The 25,303-nt window shown below is 46.1% G+C and carries 20 protein-coding genes; 6 read left to right on the forward strand and 14 right to left on the reverse strand.

Annotation, left to right across the window (positions count from 1 at the left end; translation table 11 throughout):
* Positions 1-34: 34 nt before the first annotated feature.
* Together QMA13_RS18700 and QMA13_RS18705 are read right to left on the reverse strand one after the other, a co-directional pair.
* Positions 35-1,333: an MFS transporter gene (locus tag QMA13_RS18700; protein WP_282943441.1), complete on the reverse strand. Its 1,299-nt coding sequence runs from the start codon at positions 1,331-1,333 to the stop codon at positions 35-37.
* 241 nt (positions 1,334-1,574) lie between these two features.
* Positions 1,575-2,810, reverse strand: coding sequence for an S-layer homology domain-containing protein (locus QMA13_RS18705; protein ID WP_282935274.1), 1,236 nt, complete (start codon positions 2,808-2,810; stop codon positions 1,575-1,577).
* Between the two features lie 397 nt (positions 2,811-3,207).
* Here QMA13_RS18705 and QMA13_RS18710 point away from each other — a divergent pair, with 397 nt between their 5' ends.
* Positions 3,208-4,191, forward strand: coding sequence for a metallophosphoesterase family protein (locus QMA13_RS18710; protein WP_282935275.1), 984 nt, complete (start codon positions 3,208-3,210; stop codon positions 4,189-4,191).
* Positions 4,192-4,207: 16 nt separating this feature from the next.
* Here QMA13_RS18710 and QMA13_RS18715 read toward each other — a convergent pair whose 3' ends face one another.
* Complete coding sequence (locus tag QMA13_RS18715; RefSeq protein WP_282935276.1) at positions 4,208-4,600, reverse strand: hypothetical protein; 393 nt, start codon at positions 4,598-4,600, stop codon at positions 4,208-4,210.
* A 221-nt stretch (positions 4,601-4,821) separates the two neighbouring features.
* Here QMA13_RS18715 and QMA13_RS18720 point away from each other — a divergent pair, with 221 nt between their 5' ends.
* Positions 4,822-8,118 carry a DEAD/DEAH box helicase gene (locus tag QMA13_RS18720; protein WP_282943442.1) on the forward strand — a complete coding sequence of 1,099 codons (3,297 nt, stop codon included), beginning with the start codon at positions 4,822-4,824 and terminating at the stop codon, positions 8,116-8,118.
* A 53-nt stretch (positions 8,119-8,171) separates the two neighbouring features.
* On the opposite strand, the gene QMA13_RS18725 is transcribed toward QMA13_RS18720, so the two are convergent.
* Complete coding sequence (locus QMA13_RS18725; protein ID WP_282935277.1) at positions 8,172-8,987, reverse strand: SDR family oxidoreductase; 816 nt, start codon at positions 8,985-8,987, stop codon at positions 8,172-8,174.
* Positions 8,988-9,293: 306 nt separating this feature from the next.
* On the opposite strand from QMA13_RS18725, the gene udk reads away from it, so the two are divergent.
* On the forward strand, positions 9,294-9,932 hold the full coding sequence (gene udk, locus QMA13_RS18730; protein WP_282935278.1) for a uridine kinase: 639 nt from the start codon (positions 9,294-9,296) through the stop codon (positions 9,930-9,932).
* Here udk and QMA13_RS18735 read toward each other — a convergent pair.
* The 7 genes from QMA13_RS18735 to QMA13_RS18765 form a co-directional block, all read right to left on the reverse strand.
* On the reverse strand, positions 9,868-10,170 hold the full coding sequence (locus QMA13_RS18735; RefSeq protein ID WP_282935279.1) for a hypothetical protein: 303 nt from the start codon (positions 10,168-10,170) through the stop codon (positions 9,868-9,870). The two genes, udk and QMA13_RS18735, sit on opposite strands and share 65 nt — an antisense overlap.
* Positions 10,171-10,273: 103 nt before the next feature.
* Positions 10,274-12,580, reverse strand: a complete 2,307-nt coding sequence (locus QMA13_RS18740; protein ID WP_282935280.1) for a thiamine pyrophosphate-dependent enzyme — start codon at positions 12,578-12,580, stop codon at positions 10,274-10,276.
* Positions 12,581-12,627: 47 nt separating this feature from the next.
* Entirely contained in the window at positions 12,628-13,638 is a 1,011-nt protein-coding gene (locus QMA13_RS18745) for a 2-oxoacid:acceptor oxidoreductase family protein (protein ID WP_282935281.1), read from the reverse strand.
* 105 nt (positions 13,639-13,743) lie between these two features.
* Positions 13,744-14,301 carry an NUDIX hydrolase gene (locus QMA13_RS18750; RefSeq protein WP_282935282.1) on the reverse strand — a complete coding sequence of 186 codons (558 nt, stop codon included), beginning with the start codon at positions 14,299-14,301 and terminating at the stop codon, positions 13,744-13,746.
* A 142-nt stretch (positions 14,302-14,443) separates the two neighbouring features.
* Positions 14,444-15,967: a flotillin lipid rafts scaffold protein FloT gene (locus tag QMA13_RS18755; RefSeq protein ID WP_282935283.1), complete on the reverse strand. Its 1,524-nt coding sequence runs from the start codon at positions 15,965-15,967 to the stop codon at positions 14,444-14,446.
* A gap of 14 nt (positions 15,968-15,981) precedes the next feature.
* Positions 15,982-16,515 (reverse strand): NfeD family membrane protein, encoded by a 534-nt coding sequence (locus QMA13_RS18760; protein WP_028548373.1) that lies wholly within the window; start codon positions 16,513-16,515, stop codon positions 15,982-15,984.
* Between the two features lie 85 nt (positions 16,516-16,600).
* Positions 16,601-17,476: a LysR family transcriptional regulator gene (locus QMA13_RS18765; RefSeq protein WP_282935284.1), complete on the reverse strand. Its 876-nt coding sequence runs from the start codon at positions 17,474-17,476 to the stop codon at positions 16,601-16,603.
* Positions 17,477-17,597: 121 nt separating this feature from the next.
* Here QMA13_RS18765 and QMA13_RS18770 point away from each other — a divergent pair, with 121 nt between their 5' ends.
* Positions 17,598-18,314, forward strand: a complete 717-nt coding sequence (locus tag QMA13_RS18770) for an ankyrin repeat domain-containing protein (protein ID WP_282935285.1) — start codon at positions 17,598-17,600, stop codon at positions 18,312-18,314.
* A 36-nt stretch (positions 18,315-18,350) separates the two neighbouring features.
* On the forward strand, positions 18,351-18,812 hold the full coding sequence (locus tag QMA13_RS18775; protein ID WP_282935286.1) for a nucleoside deaminase: 462 nt from the start codon (positions 18,351-18,353) through the stop codon (positions 18,810-18,812).
* Positions 18,813-18,834: 22 nt separating this feature from the next.
* On the opposite strand, the gene QMA13_RS18780 is transcribed toward QMA13_RS18775, so the two are convergent.
* The gene (locus tag QMA13_RS18780; RefSeq protein ID WP_282935287.1) at positions 18,835-19,728 is read right to left on the reverse strand and encodes a LysR family transcriptional regulator; all 894 of its coding nucleotides are present in this window, start codon (positions 19,726-19,728) and stop codon (positions 18,835-18,837) included.
* A gap of 115 nt (positions 19,729-19,843) precedes the next feature.
* On the opposite strand from QMA13_RS18780, the gene tkt reads away from it, so the two are divergent.
* A complete protein-coding gene (gene tkt, locus QMA13_RS18785; protein ID WP_282935288.1) occupies positions 19,844-21,862 on the forward strand; it encodes a transketolase in 2,019 nt (672 codons plus the stop codon).
* A 52-nt stretch (positions 21,863-21,914) separates the two neighbouring features.
* On the opposite strand, the gene QMA13_RS18790 is transcribed toward tkt, so the two are convergent.
* A complete protein-coding gene (locus QMA13_RS18790; RefSeq protein ID WP_282935289.1) occupies positions 21,915-23,726 on the reverse strand; it encodes an ABC transporter ATP-binding protein in 1,812 nt (603 codons plus the stop codon).
* On the reverse strand, positions 23,726-25,279 hold the full coding sequence (locus tag QMA13_RS18795; protein ID WP_282935290.1) for an ABC transporter ATP-binding protein: 1,554 nt from the start codon (positions 25,277-25,279) through the stop codon (positions 23,726-23,728). Before QMA13_RS18795 ends, QMA13_RS18790 begins: the two co-directional genes overlap by 1 nt.
* Positions 25,280-25,303 lie beyond the last annotated feature (24 nt).

Genomic DNA, 25,303 nt, shown 5'->3' on the forward strand with positions numbered 1-25,303 from the left:
CACTTTGAGTGCGGAGAGCATGTCTTTTTACTTCTTAGGTGTGCTTCGCCTTAATCATGAATGAGGAAGCGAGCGCAAACAAGCTGACGATGAAGCCATATAAGAACATATTGGATGTTCCCAAGTAAAAATCAGTTGTTTTAACCAAAAAGGCTCCCATAACCGTAACCCCGATGGCCGTTCCAATATTCCGTGAAAATAACTGCAGTGAAGTCGATATCCCTTTCTCGTGCGCCTTAACGAGCTGTTGAGAACCGATAACAGATACGGTTGCAATCATTCCGAAAGCCAAGCCCTGTACGAACATAGCCGTTGAGGCATACCAGAAACCGGTGCCTTCACTTAAGAACAGCAGCATAACACCCGATAGCACCAAGAAAATATTCCCGATGATTAGCAGACGCCCATATCCCCATTTGACGATCCATTTCCCAGCAGGTACAGCCATGGCCATCCAGCCAAAAGACATCCCAAGGAGTGCAACACCGCTAATGAATATGGAATAGCCTTCCTTTTGCAAAAACAACGGTATGTAGTTAGATGCACCGAATAAGGAGGCGCAAGCCAAGAAGGAATTGACGATCATCCACGCTATCGGTGGATTTTTCAGCAAAGATAGTGGCACAATAGGCGATTCGTGACGTTTCTCGTAAGCTACGAAGATAGCCATTAACACGATCCCTAACAGTGCATACACATAGATGTTGCTTTCCACGATGGTTGTTAATAGAAGCAAGCTGACACCAACGGCAAAAATGAAAGCTCCAAGTAAATCCACTTTCGATTTTTTGGGCTGATACACTTCTTTGTAAAAGTACAAAAGTGCAACCGAAACGATACAAATCGGGATATTAATGAAAAATATCCAGCGCCAGTTGGCGTATTCAACAAACATAGCTCCAAGCATTGGGGCAAGGATAGCGGATAACCCCCACATTGCGGTGAAGAAAGCCTGAATCTTCCCCCTCTTCTCTACCGGAAACAAATCTCCCGCAATAATTGCAGGAAACGGCATCATCACCCCGGCACCAATCCCTTGTACCGCACGATAAATAACGAGCTGAAGCATTGAATTGGAGAAGCCGCACAGCATAGAGCCTAATAAAAACAAAATGATACCTACTGCAAAAATCTTCTTTCTGCCGTACAAATCGGAGATTCGACCGGCAACTGGCGATACAACGGTAGACATGATCATATACGAAGCGAAGCTCCAAGCGTACAGCTCGAATCCTCCTAGTTCCTTCGTAATGATAGGCATCGTCGTATTGGCAATGGTCGTATCCATGGAAGCAACCAGATTAGCCAGTACGATACTAACCATTACCGGCATTCTGCTGGATGCGTTTGTCCTCACCGCGGCTTGCGCACCACTTGACACAATAACTCCTCCTTAGAGTTTTCTGAAGGAAAACTTGCTTCGTAAGCATTCTCTTAGAGTTTTCTGAAGGAAAACTAACAATAATGCCAAAAACATACATCTATCAGATTAACATAAGATGCTCACCTTCCGCAAAATGAAAAAAGGTCAAAAACGCCTGTTCCTTCAACAGGAACAAGCGCTCGCTAATTGTTTATTCGTTTTTCTCCAAAATGGAGAATACGATCGTCTGACCGTCACTTTCAACGTGAATCTCAACCGCGTAGGTGCCGATCTTCACTGTACGCGTCTCTACTGCTTTACCAAGCACGACTTGATTATATACTTGCAGGAACAAATCATCGAAGGCTAATGCATCCACCGAGAACAGGTAATTGGTGAAGGTCTTGATGGCCTCTTGATTTCTTGCCAGCATCCCCTCTTGCACATGAACGGTGACACCATAGGTCTTGTATTCAGGCTCCAGCCACAAGGATACTTCCTCCCCTGACTGTGCGATGGTGCTTGCTATGTTCAAATCTTTAGCTTTTGTGTCCGCATCCTTATACAGCCTGAGCGTCGTTTCCTCCAAGTCGTAGTTCGTTCCCCTGCGCTTTGCCGCTTCCTGCAGTACATCGTACGCCTTCAGCATTTTCTGATTCGGGAAAATCAGCTTTTTGTAGCTGCCGTCCTTGGTCGGCACGATTTTCTCCAGCCCGCTATCCACTGCCTTCACACTGATTCTTTTATCCTTATGTACGATCCGTTCTAGTATAGTTAGCGCTTCCGCACGAGTGACCTCTCGACCAATACCGAAGTAACCGTTCGGATATCCTTCCATAATTCCTTTGGCGAACGCCTCCGCGACAAACTTCTGTTCACGTGGCTTTGCACTCTGTAAATCTCCCATTACAGCGGCTGCAGCCAAGCTGTATTGTTCATTTTCCAAATATTCGGTTTCTTTTGCCGTGTAGTATATTACCTCAGCAACTTGCTCACGCTTGAGCTTGGCTTTGAAATCCGGAAATTGGCTTTTGCTTATAAACTGCAAATCACTAGCCAAATCGATGTATGGCTTCGCCCAGTAGCCCACCGTGCTTGGCTTAAAGTCAAAGGTGCGGTAATCCTGCTGCAAAATATTCCGGTTCATCGCACTCAACGATTGGGTGAAATCATTCGTCCACTTACGCTCTCCATTCGGATACAACTGTGTGTAGGACAAGAGCAGCATTTTGATGAACTGATCTGCCGTTACCGAGTCGTTGGGACGGAAGGTCCCATCTGGAAACCCGTCCAATATGCCTTCGTCTACCAATCGTGTAATTGTTTTTTCCGCCCAATGTCCCTTTACATCTTGAAAAAGCGGTTTTTCAACCGGCTGACCCCACGCAGTCCCTGACAAACCGGTAAATAACGCAATCGATACTGCTATCCAACGTAACTTCTTCATCCTGCGATACCCTCTTTTCTTCTCTGTGTCGAACAATGTTGTTTTATATACTTAGACCATTATTAAGAATAAAGGCAAATTGATGAAAATGGTATTCAACTTCAATCCTAAAATCGAACGGCAGTAATCGTGGCGAACGTTAGTTCGAAAGTCTTTTAGTCTGTGAGAAAAGTCTCAAATATTGCTCTTTATTCCTTATTCCCCTCCCTTGAGCTTGCGAAATGTTTCGCCCATGAGTCGAAATGACCATAAATTTGAACCTTTATTCCTCTTTATTCCGATTCATAGAAACTCCATGTGTAGATAACGTTCCGTAAACAATCGAAAATTAAGCTGAAATAGAAAACGTTTCTTTCGGCTAATACTACGGTTAATAAAGGCAGAAGGAGGCTGACCCATGAAAAAATGGACTTTATCCATACTGCTGACCGTCGGGACATTATTTTACGGTCTCCCTTACGCAACATCTCAGGCTGAAGAAAAACCGATCTTATCCTTTTCTGTACTTAGTGATATTCACGTTCAAGCCTGGGACACGCATTCACAAGACAAATTAAAAAAAGCACTGAATGACCTGAATCAAATAAATTCAGCATCAGATGCATTAATTCTTAACGGTGATTTAACGGATGGCCGACAGGAGGATTACGATAAGCTGAAGGAGCTGCTGGGTCGTTCTCTTCACCCTCAGGCCGTATACTCGAATATCGGGAATCATGAGTTTTATCAAGCGTGGCATGGTGCAACGGATCAATGGAGCGAAACCAACTTTCCTAACGGGGAAACGGAGAAAGCTTCAATCGAGCGGTTCTTGAAGTTCAACGGAGAGGACAATCTTTATTACAAGAAGCAATTACAAGGCTTTACGTTCATTTTTCTAGGTTCTGAGCAATACCGGCAGTCGGATGCGAACAATCTGGAGGATGCCTACTTGTCGAACAAGCAATTGGAGTGGCTAAAAGCAACTTTAAAAAAGGATGTGATGGGTGCAAAACCGATTTTTGTTTTTTTGCATCAACCTCTTCCCAATACAGTATCAGGAACGAGCGCTTGCTGTGTTAATAATCGAGGTGTTATCCAGCATGAGGAGCTGAACCAAATTTTATCTGCATATCCCCAGGTCATTCTGTTCACGGGACACACACACTGGGAGCTTAAGCTGCCTAAGACCTTCGTGCAAAATAAATTTTTGATGATTAACAGCTCCTCTGTTGAGCAGCCGTGGACGGGAGATGCTAGTGGTGCGGAGAAGCCATTGGAGCCTGAAGCCAGCGAAGGCTTGTACGTGGAAGCCCGCAACGGTTCGGTCACCATTCGAGGGCGAGACTTCAACAAGCAGCGCTGGATTCCAGAGGCTCATTATGTCATAACGTATAAATAATCGCACTTTGATAAAATTAAATAACGGCGCTGAGTCCGCTGTACTTGGAAATGGCCAGAAGCAGATCATGATGGATTGGTAATATAAATTGCGCTGAACCAAAAGAGAAGATGCCGCTGCGATTATGCAATATCGCTTTTTGAACGTGAATCTTATAATGAGGCATTCCTGCTGACATATTCATCAGCTCGCTTCCTGAATGACGCCGATTATTGAACGTTATTGCCTTCATTTCGGCAGTATCAAAGGGAATAATGCTTACGATATCCTCAAGCTTGAGGTGATAATTAACATGAGGCTTCTGGAACACCAATTCCTTCGTGGATACGGTGATGCCGAAGTCTCTTTTTTTATGAACCAGCTTCAAATCTCCTTCAATGGACTTGATATGAATAAAATTATCGTTCATTCGTAATCCCTCCTTAGGCTATTGGGCATCGGATTGGAAGTCTTCTTCCGGATGGCTCAAGGTCGAGAGCGTTATTTTAAGCTTTTATGAAGCATACCACAAACAAGGCTTGTTCGCTACGTTAGAGGTTCAGACACAGGGAACATCCGTTCTTTTTCATTCTCATGATTTCTGCTATGATAGGAGATAACGATTCCGGAAATAAAGAAAGGATTAAGCAGATGAGCTTACAGTTGACAGTGAAGGTCATTAAGCAGTTGTGCGGCCAGCTCTCTTATGACAAAGGAGAGACTTATTACCGCGCCGGAAAAGTGTCATTAACTCACTACAATCCAATGACTGCGAATTTTGAAGCTGATGTTATAGAAGATAAAAAAAACATGCAGCATGTAACCATCACTTTCGATCGTCACGGAGATGTAGCAGCCGTATGCTCTTGCCCTACGCTGGCATCTTATGATAAATATTGCAAGCATATTGCCGCAGCAATGCTGTTCATACAAGCTGCGCATCGTGATGGAACCGTGGAGCTGGAGCCTCAAGAAGACCTAAAGGATGAGGATTCTGAAGCAGCTATCTCGCTACCAAGTAACTCTTCCGCGGCAGATGTTCAGCTAGTCGGGAGCATGCTGGGATTATTCGCTGCCAAGCCCCTTCGAACTGTCCGAGCGCGAGCTCTGGTGGATCATAGAGAGACTCTTCAAGTCGAATTCACCTGTAAGCTCTATACATATAGTTACAGGAAATCCATGTTTGGCATTGAAATCAAGCTGGGACCTAAACGATTATATATCGTTCAAAATATCAGAGGTTTTCTTGAAGCCATCGATCGAAGAGAACCCTTTGATTTTACAAGACAGTTCACCTACGATCCGAAAGTTCACAGCTTTCTACCTGAGCATGATGCCTTATTGCGCCAGCTAATTCAAATCTATCAGCATGAGAAGATGTACCGTCAACCGAGCCATTGGAACTTCAATACGGCTCCGAGCAACAGCGAACGCATGCTTCCCATCCCACCCTTTTACTGGGAAGCTCTCCTCCCTCTTCTTATCTCCGCTCCCTTCGTCCAGCTTGAGCTGAGTGAGCGTACTTTTGATGGAATTCGTATGGCCGATGAGCCTCTCCCGCTCAAATTTGAATTTGATCAAGCTACAACAGAGGATTATCAACTGGTCGTCCATGGGTTGGAACAGATAACCATAATGGAAGCCTACGATGTTGTCCTATTTGAGGGTAAGCTGCTGAAGATGGATACTGAACAATGTCGAAGACTATCCGAGCTCAAGCAAATGCTTGAAACTTCCCGCAAGCAGCAGATTCAAATACAGCCGCAGCAAATGGAACCATTTATGGAACAAGTAATCCCTGGATTAATGAAGCTCGGCAATGTCCACATTGCGAAGGCAGTAACAGAACGAATCATGCAAGCGCCTTTAAAAGCTAAGCTGTATTTGGATCGGGTCAGAGATCGGCTCCTTGCAGGGTTGGAGTTTCGTTATGGCGAGATTGTTATCAATCCACTGGAAGGCACCAGTGCCAAACATACATACGATCATATCCTCCTTCGAGACGGAGAGCAGGAGCGACGCATTCTAGAATTAATGGAGCAAAGCTCCTTCTCCAAGACGGAAAGCGGTTATTACATGGACGATGAAGAAGGCGAGTATGATTTTCTTTATCACATCGTACCTGAGCTGGAAAAATTCGTTCAGGTATACGCTACTTCCGCCGTTAAAGTCAGGCTTCTTCTTACTAATCCCCCTCCAAAAATCATGGTAGATGTGGATGAACGAACTAATTGGCTGGAGTTTCAATTCGATATGCAAGGAATCCCTGAATCGGAAATTCGTCAGTTGCTTCAGTCACTAGAGGAGAAACGCAGATATCATAAGCTACCTAACGGTTCATTATTACCATTGGAAAACGAGGAATTCCAAGAAATCGTTAAGCTCCTGAATGAGGTTGGAGTTCGTCAAGGAGATATTAAGGGGTCACTCTTCAAGCTGCCTGTTACCCGCGGGCTCCATATGATGGATTCCCATAGACATGGAAATACGGTTAAACTGGGCAAATCGTTCCGAAGATTGCTGGAAAATATGCGAAACCCGGACAATCTGGATTTCCCCGTTCCCGACAGCTTGAATCCAATCCTTCGGGATTATCAGAAATACGGTTATCAATGGATGAAGACCCTTGCTCATTACCATTTCGGTGGCATATTAGCCGATGATATGGGGCTTGGCAAAACATTGCAAAGCATCGCCTTTATGGTTTCCGTTCTTCCTGAGATCCGCAGCTTGAAGCAGCCAGCGATCATAGTGTCACCCGCTTCGCTTACTTACAACTGGCTGAATGAGCTGAACAAGTTTGCTCCAGGGATCAAGGCTATTATCGCGGATGGGACCAAAACCGAACGAAGCCGCATACTTAAAGGCGCTTCCAAGTACGATGTCCTTATTACTTCCTACCCACTTCTGCGCAGAGATATTTCCATGTATGTGGAACAATCGTTTCATACAATGATTTTGGACGAAGCTCAGGTGTTCAAGAATCATGTCACCCAAACGGCTCAAGCGGTCAAAGAGCTTCAAGCACGCTACCGTTTTGCTCTTACAGGAACGCCTGTAGAGAATCGCTTGGAGGAGCTTTGGTCTATATTTGACGCCGTATTTCCTGAGCTGTTCACGAACAGGAAAACCTTCAACGAACTAACTCGTGAACATGTGGCAAAACGTGCCCGCCCTTTTCTACTGCGTAGATTGAAGACCGATGTGTTACGAGAGCTGCCGGAGAAAATCGAATCCCTGCAAGCCTCTGAGCTATTGCCCGAGCAGAAAAAATTGTATGCGGCCTACCTGGCCAAGCTGCGCCAAGAAACCTTGAAGCACCTGGATGAAGAAGGCTTTCAAAAAAGCAGGATCAAAATATTAGCTGGCTTAACACGACTTCGCCAACTTTGCTGCCACCCGGCTCTCTTCATTGAAGACTACAGAGGAAGCTCAGCCAAGCTCGAGCAGCTTTTGGATATCGTTGAAGAATGTCGAAGCGCAGGCAAACGCCTGCTCATATTTTCACAATTTACAACGATGTTAAGCTTGATAGGCAAAGAGTTGGGCTATCAGGGAGTACGTTATTTTTACTTGGATGGAGACACCCCTACCCGAGAGCGTGTAGAGCTGTGCAACAGATTTAACGATGGTGAACGAGACCTCTTCCTCATCTCGCTAAAAGCAGGTGGTACGGGATTAAACTTAACCGGTGCGGATACGGTTGTTCTTTATGACCTATGGTGGAATCCCGCAGTTGAACAGCAGGCTGCAGACCGCGCACACCGTATCGGACAAAAGAATGTCGTGCAAGTCATTCGCCTCGTGAGTCGTGGAACTGTAGAAGATAAAATGTATGAACTACAGCAAAGAAAGAAGAATCTCATCGATGAAGTCATTCAACCTGGACAGGAGTCTTTATCCAGCTTGTCTGAACAGGAAATTAAAGAAATTTTGATGATTGGATAATTCAAAAATGCCTTGACTGAAAGAAACTCGGGCCAAGGCATTTTGCTATTTTCTTAAATTAACGATTCCGCTCCGTCAATAAACAGCTCCGTACCGGTAATATGGCTTGAAGCATTGGACGCCAGGAATGCAATCAGATCCCCTACTTGCTCCGGCTGACCGGCAGCGTGCTCCAGCGGCTGATTCCCTTCCGGGTATTTCACCGGAATCTTGATCTTGTTCAAATCCGGCGTAGGGTGTGTACTTTCGCTAATATGCGTTTGTATTGAGCCCGGGCAAATGACGTTTACACGTATTTTATATCGGGCTAGCTCCAGCGCGGCCATTTTGGCGAAAGCCATCTGCCCTGCCTTGGATGTGCTGTAAGCAGACATACCGAAGTTGGAAAACACTCGATTACCGTTAATCGAACTGGTGACTACGATGCTGCCTCCCTGTTCTTTCATGTGTGGGATCGCATATTTAACAGTTAGAAAAGTGCCTTTTAAGTTCGTAGAAAGCGTATGATCCCAATCTTCCGGTTTCATGCTCTCAATAGGTGCCAATACTCCGTTAATACCTGCATTGGCAAACACAATATCAATCTTCCCCCATTGCTTGGCAACAGCTTCAATGGCCTCCCGTACACGATCCGGATCAGACACATCAACATCCTCAGTCATCGCCTGGGCATTTAAAGATTCAATCTCCTGCTTCACCTGCTCTGTCCTGCTGTCCTTTAAGTCCAGCAAGCCAACCTTCACTCCCTGCGAAGCTAATGCAAGAGCTGCCGCTCGCCCAATACCTGAGCCTGCACCCGTTACAATCGCTACTTTATCCTTTAATTCAGGATAGGTTGCATTAGGTTTTTGGATTGTTTGCATATTCATCTCTAACACCTCAATTCTTCGTAGTAAACTGACTTTATAACCATGCTTATTTTGCCATGTTTCACAACAATTATGAGGTTCTCGTAACGAGAGCAAGTTTATGCTACAATACTTGAGTTGCATTAACTCGTTCGTTTATTTTTACCCTGATCGGAAGCGCTAGAAACTTAATAAACGAGCAACGGGAATTCAGCATGCCGAAAAACCTGCGCTCTCTTTTACTAATCCATGTTTCTATACTATCGAAGGTCGTTTTCGCAAGTTCAGGTCATGCAACCGCGCACATTTTAAGGAGGATCATCGAACATGCTCATCATCGGTATCGCAGGAGGTACAGGATCAGGCAAAACAACCGTGGCCCGGTCTGTTATTGACAAGCTTGGCAGCCAAGTGACATTTATATCGCAAGACAATTACTATTGTGATCACAGTCATTTAAGCTTTTCCGAACGGGAAGCGATCAATTATGATCATCCCTTAGCATTTGATAATGCTTTGCTGTTGGAGCATCTGAAGCAGCTCAAGCAGGAGCAGCGAGTTTCTGCGCCAACCTATGATTTTTCAACTCATTCCCGGTCTGCAGTAACCAAGCAGCTGCTTCCTAATCCGATTATTATTATTGAAGGGCTGCATGTGTTATCGGATGAGCATTTAAGAGGCATTTTGGATATTAAAGTGTTCGTCGATACGGACCCTGATGTACGCATTTTGCGCAGAGTACTCAGAGATATTCAAGAACGTGGACGGACAATTGAATCCGTATATGACCAATATTTAACCACGGTAAAACCGATGCACGAAGCCTTTATCGAGCCATCCAAAAAATATGCCGACATCATTATTCCCGAAGGCGGTCATAATGAAGTCGGCATCCAAATGCTTACGATTTTAACGGAGAAGTACTTACAATCATCTTCTGTTTTTCCTCATCCCATAAGAGGATAAGGCGCGGATCGTTCTTAAGCTTCACATTGCACAGCTTCAGTTCATTATCGGAAAGCTCATACAGCTGCCATCTCTCGGCCTCATCGATAGCTTGAGAACGTAAGAAATCTGGATAATCAGAGCGGGCCTCGTCCTCTTCATTCCAAAACTTGGTTCCATAATATGCGAGCTGATAATTGTTTATGAGCCTGCAGGTGAAGATCTGGGAAGTTATATCATGCTTTAATACGAATGGCAAACGGATATCCTCCTTCCATTTTACACAGCTTCAGTTGCATTACATAGAAAAGGCACGATCTCTATCGGAGATGGTGCCTTTTCTTATTATAAGAATGTATGACTTATAGATAAGGACTTTCGTGCTTCGCTTTCAACATATTCCAGCGACGTTCCACTTCGTTCTCGAACATTTTATAAGACTCTTCATATTCCGGCTTCGTCATATGCTTCGTCTTGCCCATTGTCTTGAGCCAATCCGACAACGGAACCTTCTTGCTCTTATCTTCCGGATTGTACGTAATATTCGTAACACCATGCTCAACCTCATACAACGGGAAGAAGCAGGAGTCTACCGCAGCACCAACAATGTTGGAGCCTTGTTCGTCGTCGGACAACCAGTTCAGTGGACAGGCGATGAGTATTTTACCGTAAACCAAGCCTTCGTTCTGAGCGTACCATTGTGCTTTGGCCGCTTTGCGAACAAGATCTTGCGGGAAAGCTTCCGAGCCTGTAAATACATACGGAATATGAGTCGCCGCCATAATTTGTGCGGTATCTTTATGGTGGAACACTTTACCGCCCTGCTTGGAGCCTACATTGGAAGTGGAGGTTCTATGACCCATCGGTGTGGAGTAAGATAGTTGGGCTCCCGTGTTCATATAGCCCTCGTTATCGTACTCCAAAATAATCATTTTGTGGTTACGAAGCGCAGCACCGATAGCCGGCCCCATCCCAATATCCATCCCGCCGTCACCCGTAATCATAACGAAAGTGAAGTCATCTTTTAAATTGAATTCATCCAATTCGCCTCTGCGTTTGCGCTCCCAGAACATTTCCACTACACCGGACAATGTAGCCGCGCCGTTTTGGAACAGGTTATGAATATAAGTCGCTTTATGCGCTGAATACGGATAGCCCGTAGTTACGACCATCGCGCATCCTGTGTGGAACAAAGCTACAATATCGCCTTCAATGCCTTTGAAGAACAGCTCCAAGCCGGAGAAAATTCCACAACCCGGGCAAGCGCCATGCCCTGGAGCAATACGCTTAGGCTTTTTGGTTAAAGAACGCAGCGGCGGAATCCGCACGTTCAGCTTGCCAGTTGCTTCATCAGGAGAAACGGTGATTAGACCTGTTTTCAAATCCTCGTATTTCATTGGGTTCAGCACACGCATCGGTGCTTTCGCAGGATCGCCTTTCGTATGACCATAGTAATCGAAAGGTATTTCCACTGTGCCTTTTTCCAGAGCTTCGATGGCGAAGCGGAACATGTTATGTCCATCCTCGGAATAGAAGTCCTTTCCGCCCAAGCCGTAAATACGACTAATGACCATTGTATCGCGGTTGCCGTGAGTGAACAGCGCCGCTTTGATCTCATTAACCATGTTGCCGCCATGACCGCCGTAGGAATCCGCTCTGTCGCCAACCGTGACTGCTTTAACATGTTTCAGTGCTTCCGCGATCGCTTTTTGCGGGAATGGACGAATCATGTTGGGAGCAATAGAACCTGCTTTAATCCCTTGCTCACGCAGTTGGTCGACAACATCCTTAATAATTTCAGACGCTGAGTTCATCAGGAACACAGCAACCTCTGCATCCTCCATCCGGTACAAGTCGAGGATCGGATAGTCACGCCCCGTCAACACCTCATACTCTTGGCGAATCCGATCATAGACATGCTCCGCATTGTACATCGCCATGGATTGCTGGTAGCAGTTGTTGATGTAATCCGGCTCGTTCATGTACGGACCGACCGTGATCGGATGATCACGATCCAATGTATCTGCGAAGCCGGTCGGTGGTCTTTCTCCGACGAATGCATGGACATCCTCTCGCTTCGCAAACGTTTGAACGCGGCGTTTTTGGTGTGAAGTGAAATATCCGTCGGAGGCCACTAACACCGGAAGCCGTACTTCCGGATCTTCTGCAAGCTTCAACGCAATGATGTTCATGTCGTACACAGCCTGCGGATCGCGGCACATCAAGATTGGCCAGCCAGTATTTAATGCATAGTACAAGTCGGAATGATCTCCGTGAATATCGAGCGGACCCGAAACGGAGCGGCATACCAGGTTCATAACCATTGGAAAACGTGTGCCGGATTGCACAGGCATTTGCTCTAGCATATATAAGTAACCGTTGGCGCTCGTCGCATTGAACACGCGTCCGCCTGCAGTTGAAGCTCCATAACATACCCCAGCCGAGCCGTGCTCGCCGTCAGCCGGAATCAGTTTAATGTCGTGCTGCCCGTTCGCTTTCATTAGATCCAGGAATTGCGCTACTTCTGTGGATGGTGAAATCGGAAAGTATCCCATGATGTGGTAGTTGATTTGATGCGCTGCATAAGCTGCCATTTCATTGCCTGACTCATACACAATACGCTGTTCCACTGTACCTTGAGAAACCTCTTTTTTTATCTCAATTGCCAACTGGAATTCCACCTTTCAGGTAAGCTTTTACTTGATTGACAAGTGCTTCATCCATTCACAGCCAGATCAAAACGATGCGGTACACGATGCTGCTCGGCGTAACCGTCGGCTTCCCTCGCACTCGATAGCGCTTCTGTTGGGCACGCCTGTACACACTTTAAACAGCCCTTGCAGTACTGATAATCAATGCCCTGCAAAAACATTTGCGGGCGCCCCTTCTTGTCGGCCTGTTCGTCCCATACAAAGCAGAAGTCCGGACAGACCGTATCACAGGCAGCGCAGTGAATACATTTGTCATCCTCGAAATGAGGCATCATTCCTGCACGGGAAATGCTTAAATCTTTTAAAATGCTGTTGCCCGGATTCGTGATAACTCCACCCATTGGCTGAGTCTCAAATCCAAGAACCGGTGTATCCTGACGTACGAAAGAAGGCATTTTCTGTCCTTCCGGAAGGGCGAAGGTTTGAAACTGAACTTCGTTGTAACCCCTTTCAAACGTGTTTAATGCCGGTTGAACTGCTTGCGGGTATTTTTTCTCCAGAGACTTGCGGATTACGTTCTTCATTGTGTCCGGGTTCAAGAATGGACATAGCCGGAACAATGCACCTAACATCGCCATATTTACGCGGTTTTTCTCTTCAATCGAAATGCCGATGGCGTCGATAACCGCAATGGTACCGCCCATCATTTTCAGCTTTTCCTTCAGCTCCTCAGGAGCTTTGGTGGAATTGACCAGTACAAGACTGTCTTCATATATTCCACTGACAACATTGACTGTTTTTGACAAAGATTCATGAAAAATCCCTACCACATGAGGTCGTTCCACAGGCGAAGTATCACGTATATTCGTGTCGATATCACAGAAGCGAATATGCGCTTTCACGGCAGAGCCTTTTTTCTCGGAACCGTAGGAGGAGAAGCTGACACCGTTTAATCCGGCCCCTACAACTCCTGCTTCAGCAAGCATCTTTCCTGCCAGGTTGGCACCAAGTCCCCCAATCGATTCCAGACGAATTTCAAAAAAGCCAAGCTCGTTCTTTTTAGGTAACGTAACCATTGCATGACTCCTTTCGAGAATAGACTGCAGCAAGTAGTTTTCTAAATACTATTTATATTCTAAATAGATCGACAAATTCCTCTCTTGCCAAAAACTTTTTTCCAGTTATACCCGAAATAATCCATATCCGTTCAATGGAATGGTGGTTTCCTTGTCCGGAAGCAGTCCGTTGCTCTTGCCATTTACCGCTACATCCACGAGCCACTTCGTAAAATTGGCAACCTGCATCGTCTCCATTTCTGCCAACGAGAAAAATCCAGCCCCATCGACTTCGATGCCGTCGGCCTTGGGCTCACCGTCCACATAGTCCATTTCAAAGGCAATGTACACATTATGAATACTGCGAGGCTGGTCACGTAAAGCAACAATCCCTTTTACCTTGGTATGGACTCCGGTCTCTTCTAGGACCTCACGCACAACCGTTTCCTCAATCGGTTCCATTTGCTCGATATAGCCGCCGGGGTTCGTCCAGTTTCCTTTGCCAGGCTCCTGCGCTCTGCGCACCAGCAGTACTTTGTCATCTTTAACGACAAGCGCGCCGACACCGATGCTGTAATTCCCCCAGTGAACCGCTTCACAATTCGTGCAAACCCGTCGCTCGACACCATCCATTTGGCGGGTCTCCATCGGATGACCACAGGACGAGCAATAATTTACCGACATGTTCACACACCTCCTTCGTTATGTATCGATACCTGTCTATTAGTTAGCAGGTTAGTAAACAGTATTACTATAGCTCGTTTATGACGAAAAATAAACCCGAACACCGCACGAAATCGTACAGTACCCGGGTTGATTCATTGGTTTATTTGGACTCGTTTGGCAAATCTTGAACCGCTGCAGCAGCCGTCTGTTCTTCGGATTTCAAAGAAGATTTTTCAGTCCCGCGCTGGGTCAAGCCCTTAACCAGCTTCTCGAGATCGATGCCGCTGACGCTTTTCAGCATTTCCGGGGCCGTAGCCATTAGAGAAGTCACATAGTTGCTGATTCTCGCGGCGCCTTCCCCATGACCTGTGTCTACGACAGTCAGCTTGTCGATGCCTTTGATCGGCTCTGCTACCTTGCCTGCCAGCTCCGGCAGCATCTTGACGATGATATCGAGAACTGCGGCTTCGCCGAACTTCTCGAAGGCTTCGGCCAGCTTCTGCTTTGCTTCCGCTTCTGCCAAACCGCGCAGACGGATAACATCTGCTTCCGCGGTACCTTTGGCGCGTTCCGCGTCTGCCACAGCCAAGCCTTCAAGCCGTTTTTGCTCGGCATTCGCCTTCGCTTCGGCTTCAATTCGGTACTTCATGGCATCAGCCTCATAAATTCTTTTAGCTTTATCCGCCTCGGCTGCTTGCTCAACAGCGTAACGGTCAGCGTCCGCCTTCTTTTTCACTTCGGAGTCATATTGCTTTTCACGACGAAGAATTTCTTTTGTTTCCAGATCGATCTCACGCTCTTTACGAACAAGCTCAACCTTCATTTGTTCTTCCACCACGCTTTGCTTCGCACGTGCTTCATGAATATGGTACGCTTGGTCCGCTTCCGCACGGGCTGTATCCTGCTCCCGCTTAAACGAGGCGATCTTCAGTTCTTTTTCTTTGGAGGCTTCCGCAATGTTGGTATCTCTCACCAGCTCTGCCTTCTGCCCGTCTTCCTCTGCTCTCGCTTTCTGAACACGCGCATCTCTCAATGCTTCCGCTTCTGCGATTTCAGCGTCCCTTTTGACCGCTGCAATACGTGGTTTACCCAGAGCATCCAGGTAACCATGCTTATCACGCAAATCTTTGATTGTGAATGAGACAATTTGAAGACCCATTTTTTTCAAATCCTTGGCTGCAACGCCTTGCACCTCTTGAGCAAATTTATCACGATTACGGTAGACCTCTTCCACCGTCATCGATCCTAGAATAGCACGCAAATGTCCTTCAAGAACCTCCTGCGCTTCTCCCTTCAACGCTTCTGTCGGTTTGCCCATAAATTGCTCGGCCGCCGTAGCTACATCTTCTACAGAACCGCCAATTTTAATGATAGCGACACCGTCCGCCATGACAGGTACGCCTTGTTCTGTGTATACTTCAGGTGTGGAAACATCCAGCTTATGAGACAGCAAAGATAAAAATTGTGATTGCTGGAATATCGGTAAAATAAATGCGCCGCCTCCCCGGACAATTTTGATTTTGCGACCTGAGTCATCCGTCATTACGTTTTTAATCCCTAAAAAGGAACCTGTCACGATCATGGCTTCATCCGGGCTTACCGTTTTATAGCGGGCCCAGAAAGCAAGACCGAGCACAATAATGACACCTACTACAATAGCAGGTACAACTAATGGTTCTGGCATTCGACATATCTCCTTTATTCCAATTTATCTAAACGGGCGACGAGCAGCGTACCGTCCTTGACTTCGACAGTAACGACTTTCGTGCCGGTTTGGATTTCTTCCCCTTCATAACTGGCTGCAATCTGATTTGTGTTCCCTGCTCCCATCCGCAGCAGCACTTCGCCATAACCTACAGAAGGTATGGTGACGGACACCTCTGCAATTTTACCTACGGTATCCTGCATAGAGTAGGCAACTGAATTCTCACTATTTTTCATCGGCTTAACATATAGGAAGTAAATGAGTACAGACATGATGACAGCACACAAAATGGAGCCCGCAAGTACCGCAGTTGTCCCCCATAGGGTGTACTTGGTCATTAATATGCCTACGCCCCCCCATACCGTCAGTCCGCTGAAAATAACCATCGGTTGAAACGCATGCATATGATGTCCGGACATAAAATCGAACACGCCATCCAAGGCGCTGCCAAGCAGGTCTCCCAGGACTACCGTCACTAATGCGAACAGCACTCCAGTGATGAGAAAGCCCCAATATAATGAAAGCATAAGCATTCCCCTCTTCACATCATTTAGGTTAGCTCCATAAATTAATACGCATTAGGGAGAGGAAAAGTTTCAAATCATTTCCTTTTTATTTATACTCCTTCCAAAGCTCAATAAAATGCTTCGCTCCCTGTGAAAGATAATGGTCCTTTAACCAAATAAAACCAGATGAAGTTGTCCATGTGGAATCCGCAATGGGATAGATGTGAATATCGTTTCTTTGATGCAGCCGCAGGACAACCTCAGGAAGAATTGCACTACCAAATCCGTTCGCTACAAGCTCAAGGAGCATCGCTATATCGGAGCATTCGCACAATACATTGACTTCCAGGGCGCTGCGTGATAACTGTTCGACAATCATCTGGTGCAAGCCCAGTCCGTCCGTACTTGGAATAATGAGCGGAAGACGACCTATTTGCTCGTACGTTATTTTATCCCCTATTCCCGGTAAAGCTTGTGAAGTTACCAAATAAAACGGCTCTGATTTCACATGCAAATAGCTGAAATCGCTGAAATCGATCGGAAAACGAATCAGGGCTAATTCAATGATTCTTTCTTTAACGAGCTTGCACAGCTGTGCAGATTCATTTTGCTGAATTTTATAGGTTATATCCGGATAGCGGGCCTTGAACTGCAGAAGCAGCTGCGGAAGCTCCTCCGACGACAGCGTGTTTACACCTACTGTAAGCAGCCCTTTCAACCCTTCTCCGGTTTCCTTCACCTCCCGTCGGGTTTGATCCATATACTTTTCCATATTCAGCGCATGCTTATATAAGACATGTCCCGCTTCGGTCAGTTCCAGTCCACGTGCACGACGTATGACTAATGGAACCCCCAGCTCCTCCTCCAAATGCTTCAGCTGTTGGCTGAGGGGTGGTTGAGCCATATGTAGTCTTTTGGCTGCTCCCGATATTTGTTTTTCTTCCGCGATGGCAATAAAATAGCGCAGCTGCTTTATATCCATTTGTCATGCACCTCACAACGTATATGCCAAAAGTTATAAATACTAATCTTATTAATATTTTTCATATATCTGTGCTCATGTTAACATAAGACAAGTAAAGTGCAAAGTGAGGTTGTCGATTATGAACCGGTTATTGATGGTCTGCATGACGGTGTTGTATACATTAACTGGCTGCGATGAGCTTACAATGCCAGAGCCTCTTAACAATGGAAGGGAGAATGTGCTGCCTATGGTACAGAATCAAGCTATTGAGCAATTAACGACTTATGCTGAACAAGGAAATCGGGAGAGCGTAAAGCAGCTTCTTGATCAGGGTTCGGATATTAATGGACAGGATAGTGCAGGAAGGACGGCTGTTCTGGCCGCTACGCACGGGCGTAAGGCGGATATGGTGAAGTTTCTCATTGAAAACGGAGCCAACATCAATATCCGGGATAATCGCAGTGATAACGTGTTGCTTTATTCTGGAGCGGAAGGTCTGCTCGATATTGTTCAATTAGCCCTTGAAGCTAAAGCCGACACTCGGCTGACTAATCGATATGGCGGAACGGCACTCATTCCGGCTTCGGAACGAGGTCATTTCGAAGTAGTAACAGAGCTTCTGGAGCATTCCGACATTCAAGTTAATCACATTAATAATTTGGGGTGGACAGCACTTATGGAGGCTGTTGTATTAAGCGATGGCGGCTCCAAGCACCAGCAGATTATTCGTAAACTGCTTGAGCACGGTGCTGATCCTGCCATTCCCGATCGTGATGGAATAACTGCCTTACAGCATGCCAAAGCGCGCGGCTATAAAGAAATCAAGCGAATTCTTCTTGAAGCTGAAGCAAAATAATCTATACAAACAATAGCCTTATAAGGAGTTAACATCATGGAATCGACTGAATTTATGCAAAAGGCGATTGAGCTTGCCTACGAGAATACATTAAACAACGGGGGAAAACCATTCGGAGCGGTTATCGTCAAAAACGGCCGCATTATCGCCACCGGAGTTAACGAGGTTCTCTCCACGAATGATCCAACAACCCATGCCGAAATGCAAGCCATTCGGAATGCATGTCGCACCCTGAACAGTGCCGAACTTACAGATTGCGAAGTGTATGCGAGCGGCCAACCTTGTCCGATGTGCCTAGCCGCGATCTATTGGACCGGAGCTAAAGCCGTATATTACGCTTACACAGAAGAAGATGCAGCACAAATCGGTCTTAGCACCAGGCATGTCTATCATCAGCTTTCCCTTCCATTAGGGGAGCAAACGCTTCCGATTACAAGAATAGAGCCTTCAACGTCTAACAATCCTATGGAACTCTATAAGCAGAAAAACAATTTGTAATGTCAGTCCAGGCCTTGATGACTTAAGACAGCTCTACATGGAGGTATTGCTGAAAGAACATTTGAGCAGCCGCGGATAGACGGCGATTCTTCAACAATGCAATTCCGATCTTACGTTCCGGAATTTGTTCTTTCAGCTTTATCTCTACTAGCTTGCCGGATTCCAGCTCCGATTGAACGAACTGCTTGGTTACAAAGGAGATGCCCAGTCCCGCCTTGGCAAATTCGATTAGCAGGTCGACACTGGCCAGCTCGATTTCCGGTTCCATCGTAATTCCATGAGCCTGAGCAAACTCTTGAATAAACCGGCGGGAGCTGCTGTTCTTGGAGAACAAGATGAGCGGATTGGAAGTCAGCTCAATTAATGACATTGCCTGTCCAGCTAAATGAAAATATCTAGGACCCGCTACAAAGCAATCCTGCACCGTAATGGTTTCCAAAATTTTCAGGGTGCTATCTTCAATAGGCAAACGGACAATGCCAAAATCGATCCTTCCCTCCTTCACATTTTGGATGATTTCCGGTGTTGTTCCATGAACCAGATCAAGACGAATTTGCGGATAGTCATTGCAAAAACGGCCCAGGGACGGCAGCAGAAAGTATTTACACAGTGAATCGCTGCTCCCCAGCCGCAATTCTCCTCTCATTAGGTTATTAAACTCCGCAATCTGTCTCTCCCCCGACTCTATAAATTGAAATGCCTGCTCCACTTGTGAAAATAACAGCTGTCCCTCCTCTGAAAGTCGAACTCCCTTAGCTCCGCGATGAAATAAAGTGACGGCAAGCTCCGTCTCCAGCTGCTTAATAGCGTGGCTAACACTAGGCTGTGTAATATACAAACGTTCTGCCGCGCGTGATAAATTTTGCTCCTTTGCCGTCCAATAGAAGGCACGGTATAGTTCTAAATTCGCAATCATGCTATTACCCCCATCTATAGGTCATATGTATAATATCGATTTCATATATAGCTCTGTTTCCCATTATAATCATAGTTGAGCACAACTTCTACTTATTAAGGAGGATGTTTAACCAATGACTTTGATTCATACGACGATCCAACAAAAAGCTGTGAACACGATACGGACGCTTGCTATCGACGCCATTGACAAAGCTAATTCAGGCCATCCCGGCATGCCGATGGGCTCCGCTCCGATGGCTTATGAGCTTTGGACAAGATTTATGAAGCATAATCCTAATAACCCCAATTGGATTAATCGGGATCGATTTGTTTTGTCCGCAGGACATGGCTCTATGCTGCTATACAGCTTGCTGCATCTATTCGGGTATGATCTTCCGCTGGAAGAATTGAAAAACTTCCGTCAATGGGGCAGCCTGACCCCGGGTCATCCGGAGTATGGGCATACGGCCGGTGTTGACGCGACAACCGGTCCCCTCGGCCAAGGCGTTGGGATGGCAGTCGGAATGGCTCTCGCTGAAGCCCATATGGCAGCAATCTATAATCGCGAAGGCTTCGATATTGTCAACCACTATACGTATGCGATTTGCGGCGACGGCGACATGATGGAAGGCATCACCGGTGAGGCTGCTTCCCTTGCAGGCCATCTGCAATTAGGGAAATTAATTGTACTGTACGATTCCAATGACATTTCATTGGATGGTGACTTGAGTCTTTCCTTCTCCGAAGATATACAGCAGCGGTTCAGCAGCTATCGTTGGCATGTCCAACGGGTTGAGGATGGCAACGATCTTGCAACCATTCACCAAGCTATCGCAGCAGCTCAAGCAGACCCTCGCCCGTCCCTGATCGAGGTCAAAACCGTGATCGGTTACGGAAGCCCAAACAAAAGCGGCAAAGCGGGAGAACACGGTTCCCACGGCGCACCGTTAGGCAAAGCCGAAACGGCATTGACCAAGGAATTTTATGGTTGGCCGAATGAACCCGATTTCCATGTTCCACAGGATGTCCGAGAGCATTTTGCCCAATTCCAACAGGAAGGCGCTGCACATGAAGCAGACTGGAATGCTAAATACGAACAGTATCGTCAAGCGCATCCAGAATTGGCGAATCAGTTCGATACAGCTATAAGCGGACAGCTGCCTGAAGGCTGGGATGCTGATTTGCCTTTCTATACTAGTAACGACAAGGCTATTGCCACTCGTTCCGCTTCCGAGAATGCATTGAACGGCCTCGCGAAACATGTTCCTCACCTGCTAGGAGGTTCCGCGGATCTGGAAACCTCCACAAAGACGAACATCAAATGTTCAGGTCGCTTGACTAGGAATGATTACAGCCAGCGCAATATTTTCTTCGGCGTTCGGGAATTCGCAATGGGTGCGGCTTTGAACGGAATGCAGCTGCACCAAGGCGTTCGCGGCTTTGTAGCTACCTTCTTCGTCTTCTCCGATTATCTGCGTCCGGCGATTCGTCTAGCATCGATCATGAAGCTTCCTGCTATCTACGTGTTCACTCATGATAGTATTGCCGTCGGTGAAGACGGTCCAACGCATGAACCTATCGAACAGCTGACCGCTCTGCGCTGCATCCCAGGCATCACCGTGATCCGTCCGGCAGATGCTAACGAGACTAGCCTAGCATGGAAATATGCGTTGCAGAATCAATCAGGACCTGTTGCGCTAATTTTGACTCGTCAGGCACTGCCTATCCTTGAAAACTCGGCTTTCATGGGAGCAGAAGGCTTAGGAAAAGGCGCTTACGTTATCTCTGATGCTGCAAACGGCAAGCCACAGGCTCAGATTATCGCGACGGGCTCAGAGGTACAGCTCGCTATCGGAGCACAACAAAAGCTTGCTGAACAAGGCATCGATGTCCGTGTCATCAGCATGCCAAGCTGGGAGCTCTTTAATCAACAATCACAAGAATACAAAGATTCCGTCATTCTGCCTGATGTTGAAGCAAGACTATCTGTCGAGATGGCTTCTCCACAAGGGTGGCATCAGTATGTTGGCACCAAGGGAGACATCATGGGTATTGACCGCTTCGGTGCTTCCGCGCCAGCTTCCCTGGTCATGAAGGAATACGGATTTACCGTAGAGAATGTCGCTGATCGCGTCAAAGCTCTTCTGGGTTAAACTAAAAAAATCAGAGCCGATGGTTCCTAAGGTGGAACTAACGGCTCTGATTTCATTTTGCTTCATACAGATAAGATTGAATTGCGTACATTTCCGCGTACATGCCTCTGCAACCGATTAATTCGGCATGGCTTCCTTCCTCTACGATCCTTCCCTGATCTAAAACAACGATGCGATCTGCGATTTGGGTCGAGGCAAGATGATGCGATATCCATACAACGGATTTCCCAATACTCATTTGTTGAAATCTTCTGTACATATCTGCTTCCGCTCCGGCATCGAGTGCTGAAGCAGGTTCATCGAGGATCAACAGCGGCGCATTACATAGGTACGCCCTCGCTAGAGCAAGCTTTTGCCATTGTCCTATCGATAGATCGGTACCCGCTTCATCGAATTGTTTGCCAAGCTGTGTAGTATACTTTTCTGGCAAAGCCTCGATAAATTCGCTAGCTCCGCTAAATTCAGCAGCTAAATGAATGGATTCCAAATCTTGCTCTTTAGCAAGATGACCGTAAGCAATATTTTCAGCAACAGAGCCTTCATATTGTACAAACTCCTGTAAAATAGCGGCAGTACGTGAGTGCCACCATACCGGGCATATATCATTTAGATCAACTCCATTCACCGTTATGAACCCTTCTGTCGGTTTGTACAAACCAAGTATGAGCTTAATCAGTGTCGTTTTACCAGCTCCATTCCTGCCGATCAACGCTACACTTTCACCAGGTTCAATACAGAGAGAGACATGGCGCAGCACAGCTTCATCGCTCCCCGAATAAGTAAAGCTTACAGAATGGAGCTGAATGCGTAACGGCTCTGTCGGCAGAAACACTTTCTTTTCACCTGAAGCATGCTCGCTTCTCTGTTCCAAAACATCAATTACATTTCGAAAATAACGTAAGTCCCCATCTATTTGAACCAAGCTTCGAAGCAGTGTATTTGCAGAATCTCGAAATCGTTCCGCCGCACCCAAAAAAGAAGCATAGTAGCCAACGGTTAGCGAACCACGTGCAATGAGCAGCACCACTCCGACTATAACTAATAAGAAGGTACACTGTTCTCCAACTCCAGGCCATATTCTAGACTTTAGTGCTGTTTTCTCCAAATCAAGACGTTCGCTTCTCAACTGCATAAATGCTGACATACGTTTATTTAGAAAATAGGATTGAAGCCCAAATAGCCTGATTTCAGCTGCATCTTCTTTACCGGTAATTAATACATTTAAATAATTCAGTTTTCTTTGTGTCTGAGTATGTTTTTTGTCTAGAATATATTTGGCTTTATTTAATCGACCCTGCACGAGCTGAACGAAGACACTCCCTGCAAGCAGCAGAATAGGAAACCCATAATGAATCGAACCTACGTATATCAACAGCCCTGCTGCCATATTCAGTTGTAAAACCAGGGTGAACAGTTCTTCGAACGTTCTGAGGCTGTTATCCAGACCTCGTTGTGCCATGCTTAATCGATCGTATGTATCCGGGCTTTCGAAATCACTATAAGGGAATGATGCAGCCCTTAACAGGAGCTGTTCTTGCAGCCTTATTTTGATTAGCTCTCTAATGACTGTGCTCTGCCATTGATGAACAGCTTCTAGTAAGCTGGATAGCCATATGACAACAGCAACCGCCAACGTTCCGTATATCGCTTTGTCTAGACTAACTTCACCTGCTATGACATGGATGAATGTATCAATTACTTGCTGAAGCAGTATCAAGGCAAGAACAGGAAATATTCCAGAAGCAAGCGTGATTAGGACAAAGACGATTTTCTCTTTTAACCTCATTTGGGACCAGATCAGGTTTATCAGCTTTGGAAAATATGTCCATCGTTCTTTGATAGTGCCATCAAGGGTTGACATCATTAGCTGCCCTCCTGTTTTTGATACCATACCGCCTGGAGGTGATACAGATCTGCATAAGGACCACCCAATGCGATAAGCTCGTCGTGTGTTCCAATTTGTACAGCTTTACCTTCCTGTAAGTAAATAACTTTATTAGCCAGCCTTGCTGCTCCCAATCGGTGTGAGATCATGATGACGATTTTGTCATGCGCTCGATCCAACCACTGGCGGTATACTTCCAATTCCGATGATGCATCTAAAGCAGCGGCAGGTTCATCCAATACTACGATTTCAGCATTTCGAAAGATGGCGCGTGCCATAGCAATCTGCTGCCATTGTCCTCCTGACAGATCACGCCCACCATTGAATTCTTTTCCCAATAATGTCTCGTAGCCATCGGGAAGGGTCTCAATAAAGTGATGTGCGGAGCTCTTGTGAGCCGCATCGATAATGGCGTTCCGATCGCCCAAACGATCTATTTTTCCAAAGCCAATATTATCTTTAACACTAAAGGAATAACGGGTAAAAGCCTGAAATACGGCCCCGAAACGGCTTCTCCACTCTTGTGGTTGTAGCTCCTGTACATCGATTCCATTCATCGTTATTTTTCCAACCGTAGGCTTGTAAAGTCCTAACAGAAGCTTAGTAAGCGTACTCTTGCCTGCTCCGTTTTCTCCCACGATGGCAATCCGATCGCCTGGACATATATCGAGATTGAGATTCGTAATGACATGCCTTTGTTGACCTGGATAGGCAAAGCAAACTTGTCGAAACTGAATGCGTTCCAATCTCTCGGGAGCTTCCTTTATCGCCGTAATGACTTCTTCTCCCTCTAATTGTAAAAACAGCGGAATATGGATTAACTCACTGAAAAATCTCGATATCCCTTGTACTCTCCAGCTAATCATCTGGATCTTCTCCAAATATTGATGAGCTGCGAATAACATAGCAACCATCGTTCCTGTAGTGATTTGGTTTTGTGCTGCCTCCCTAATCAAGTAAATCATAATGAACCCGTGGACCACAGCCGAAGCAAGGGATAATGGTATAGAGCGGACAACATGACGACGACTGATTGACGAAATCAGCATAATGAGCTTTACACTGCGTTCTCGCCAAGAGTCAATGAAATGCTGTCCCAAGGCGAATATTCTTATCTCTGCTGCCGCATTACGGCCAACAAGCAAATCCTTTATATAAACAGCTTTTCTTCGGAAAGTATCCGTACGATCATCCATCTGTTTCAGTTCTTGACTATTGCTTATTCGCAACATAACGATTCCGACACCGCAACAAAGCAATAAGGCAGATAACAGCTTGCTCTGTACTGCAAACAGCCACAATATCGAGGTACAGCTAATCGTTAGAGTTACAAACCTCTGGATTTGGGCAAGCTGGTTAGATACAGATCCGCTTTCCATTGCTTTGCTGCATCGCTGCAGCAGATGAAAATACCGAGGACTTTCAAACCATTCCAATCCTAAGGTAAGCGCCTTTTTATAAAACAAATCATGAAACCTCTGCTGTGCATGTTCATTAAGTTGAGCAGCTACGTAACGCTGAAACGTGTCCATGCTTATTAACCAGTTCATAACCAT

The sequence above is a fragment of the Paenibacillus sp. RC67 genome (assembly GCF_030020805.1).
Taxonomy (GTDB): domain Bacteria; phylum Bacillota; class Bacilli; order Paenibacillales; family NBRC-103111; genus Paenibacillus_S.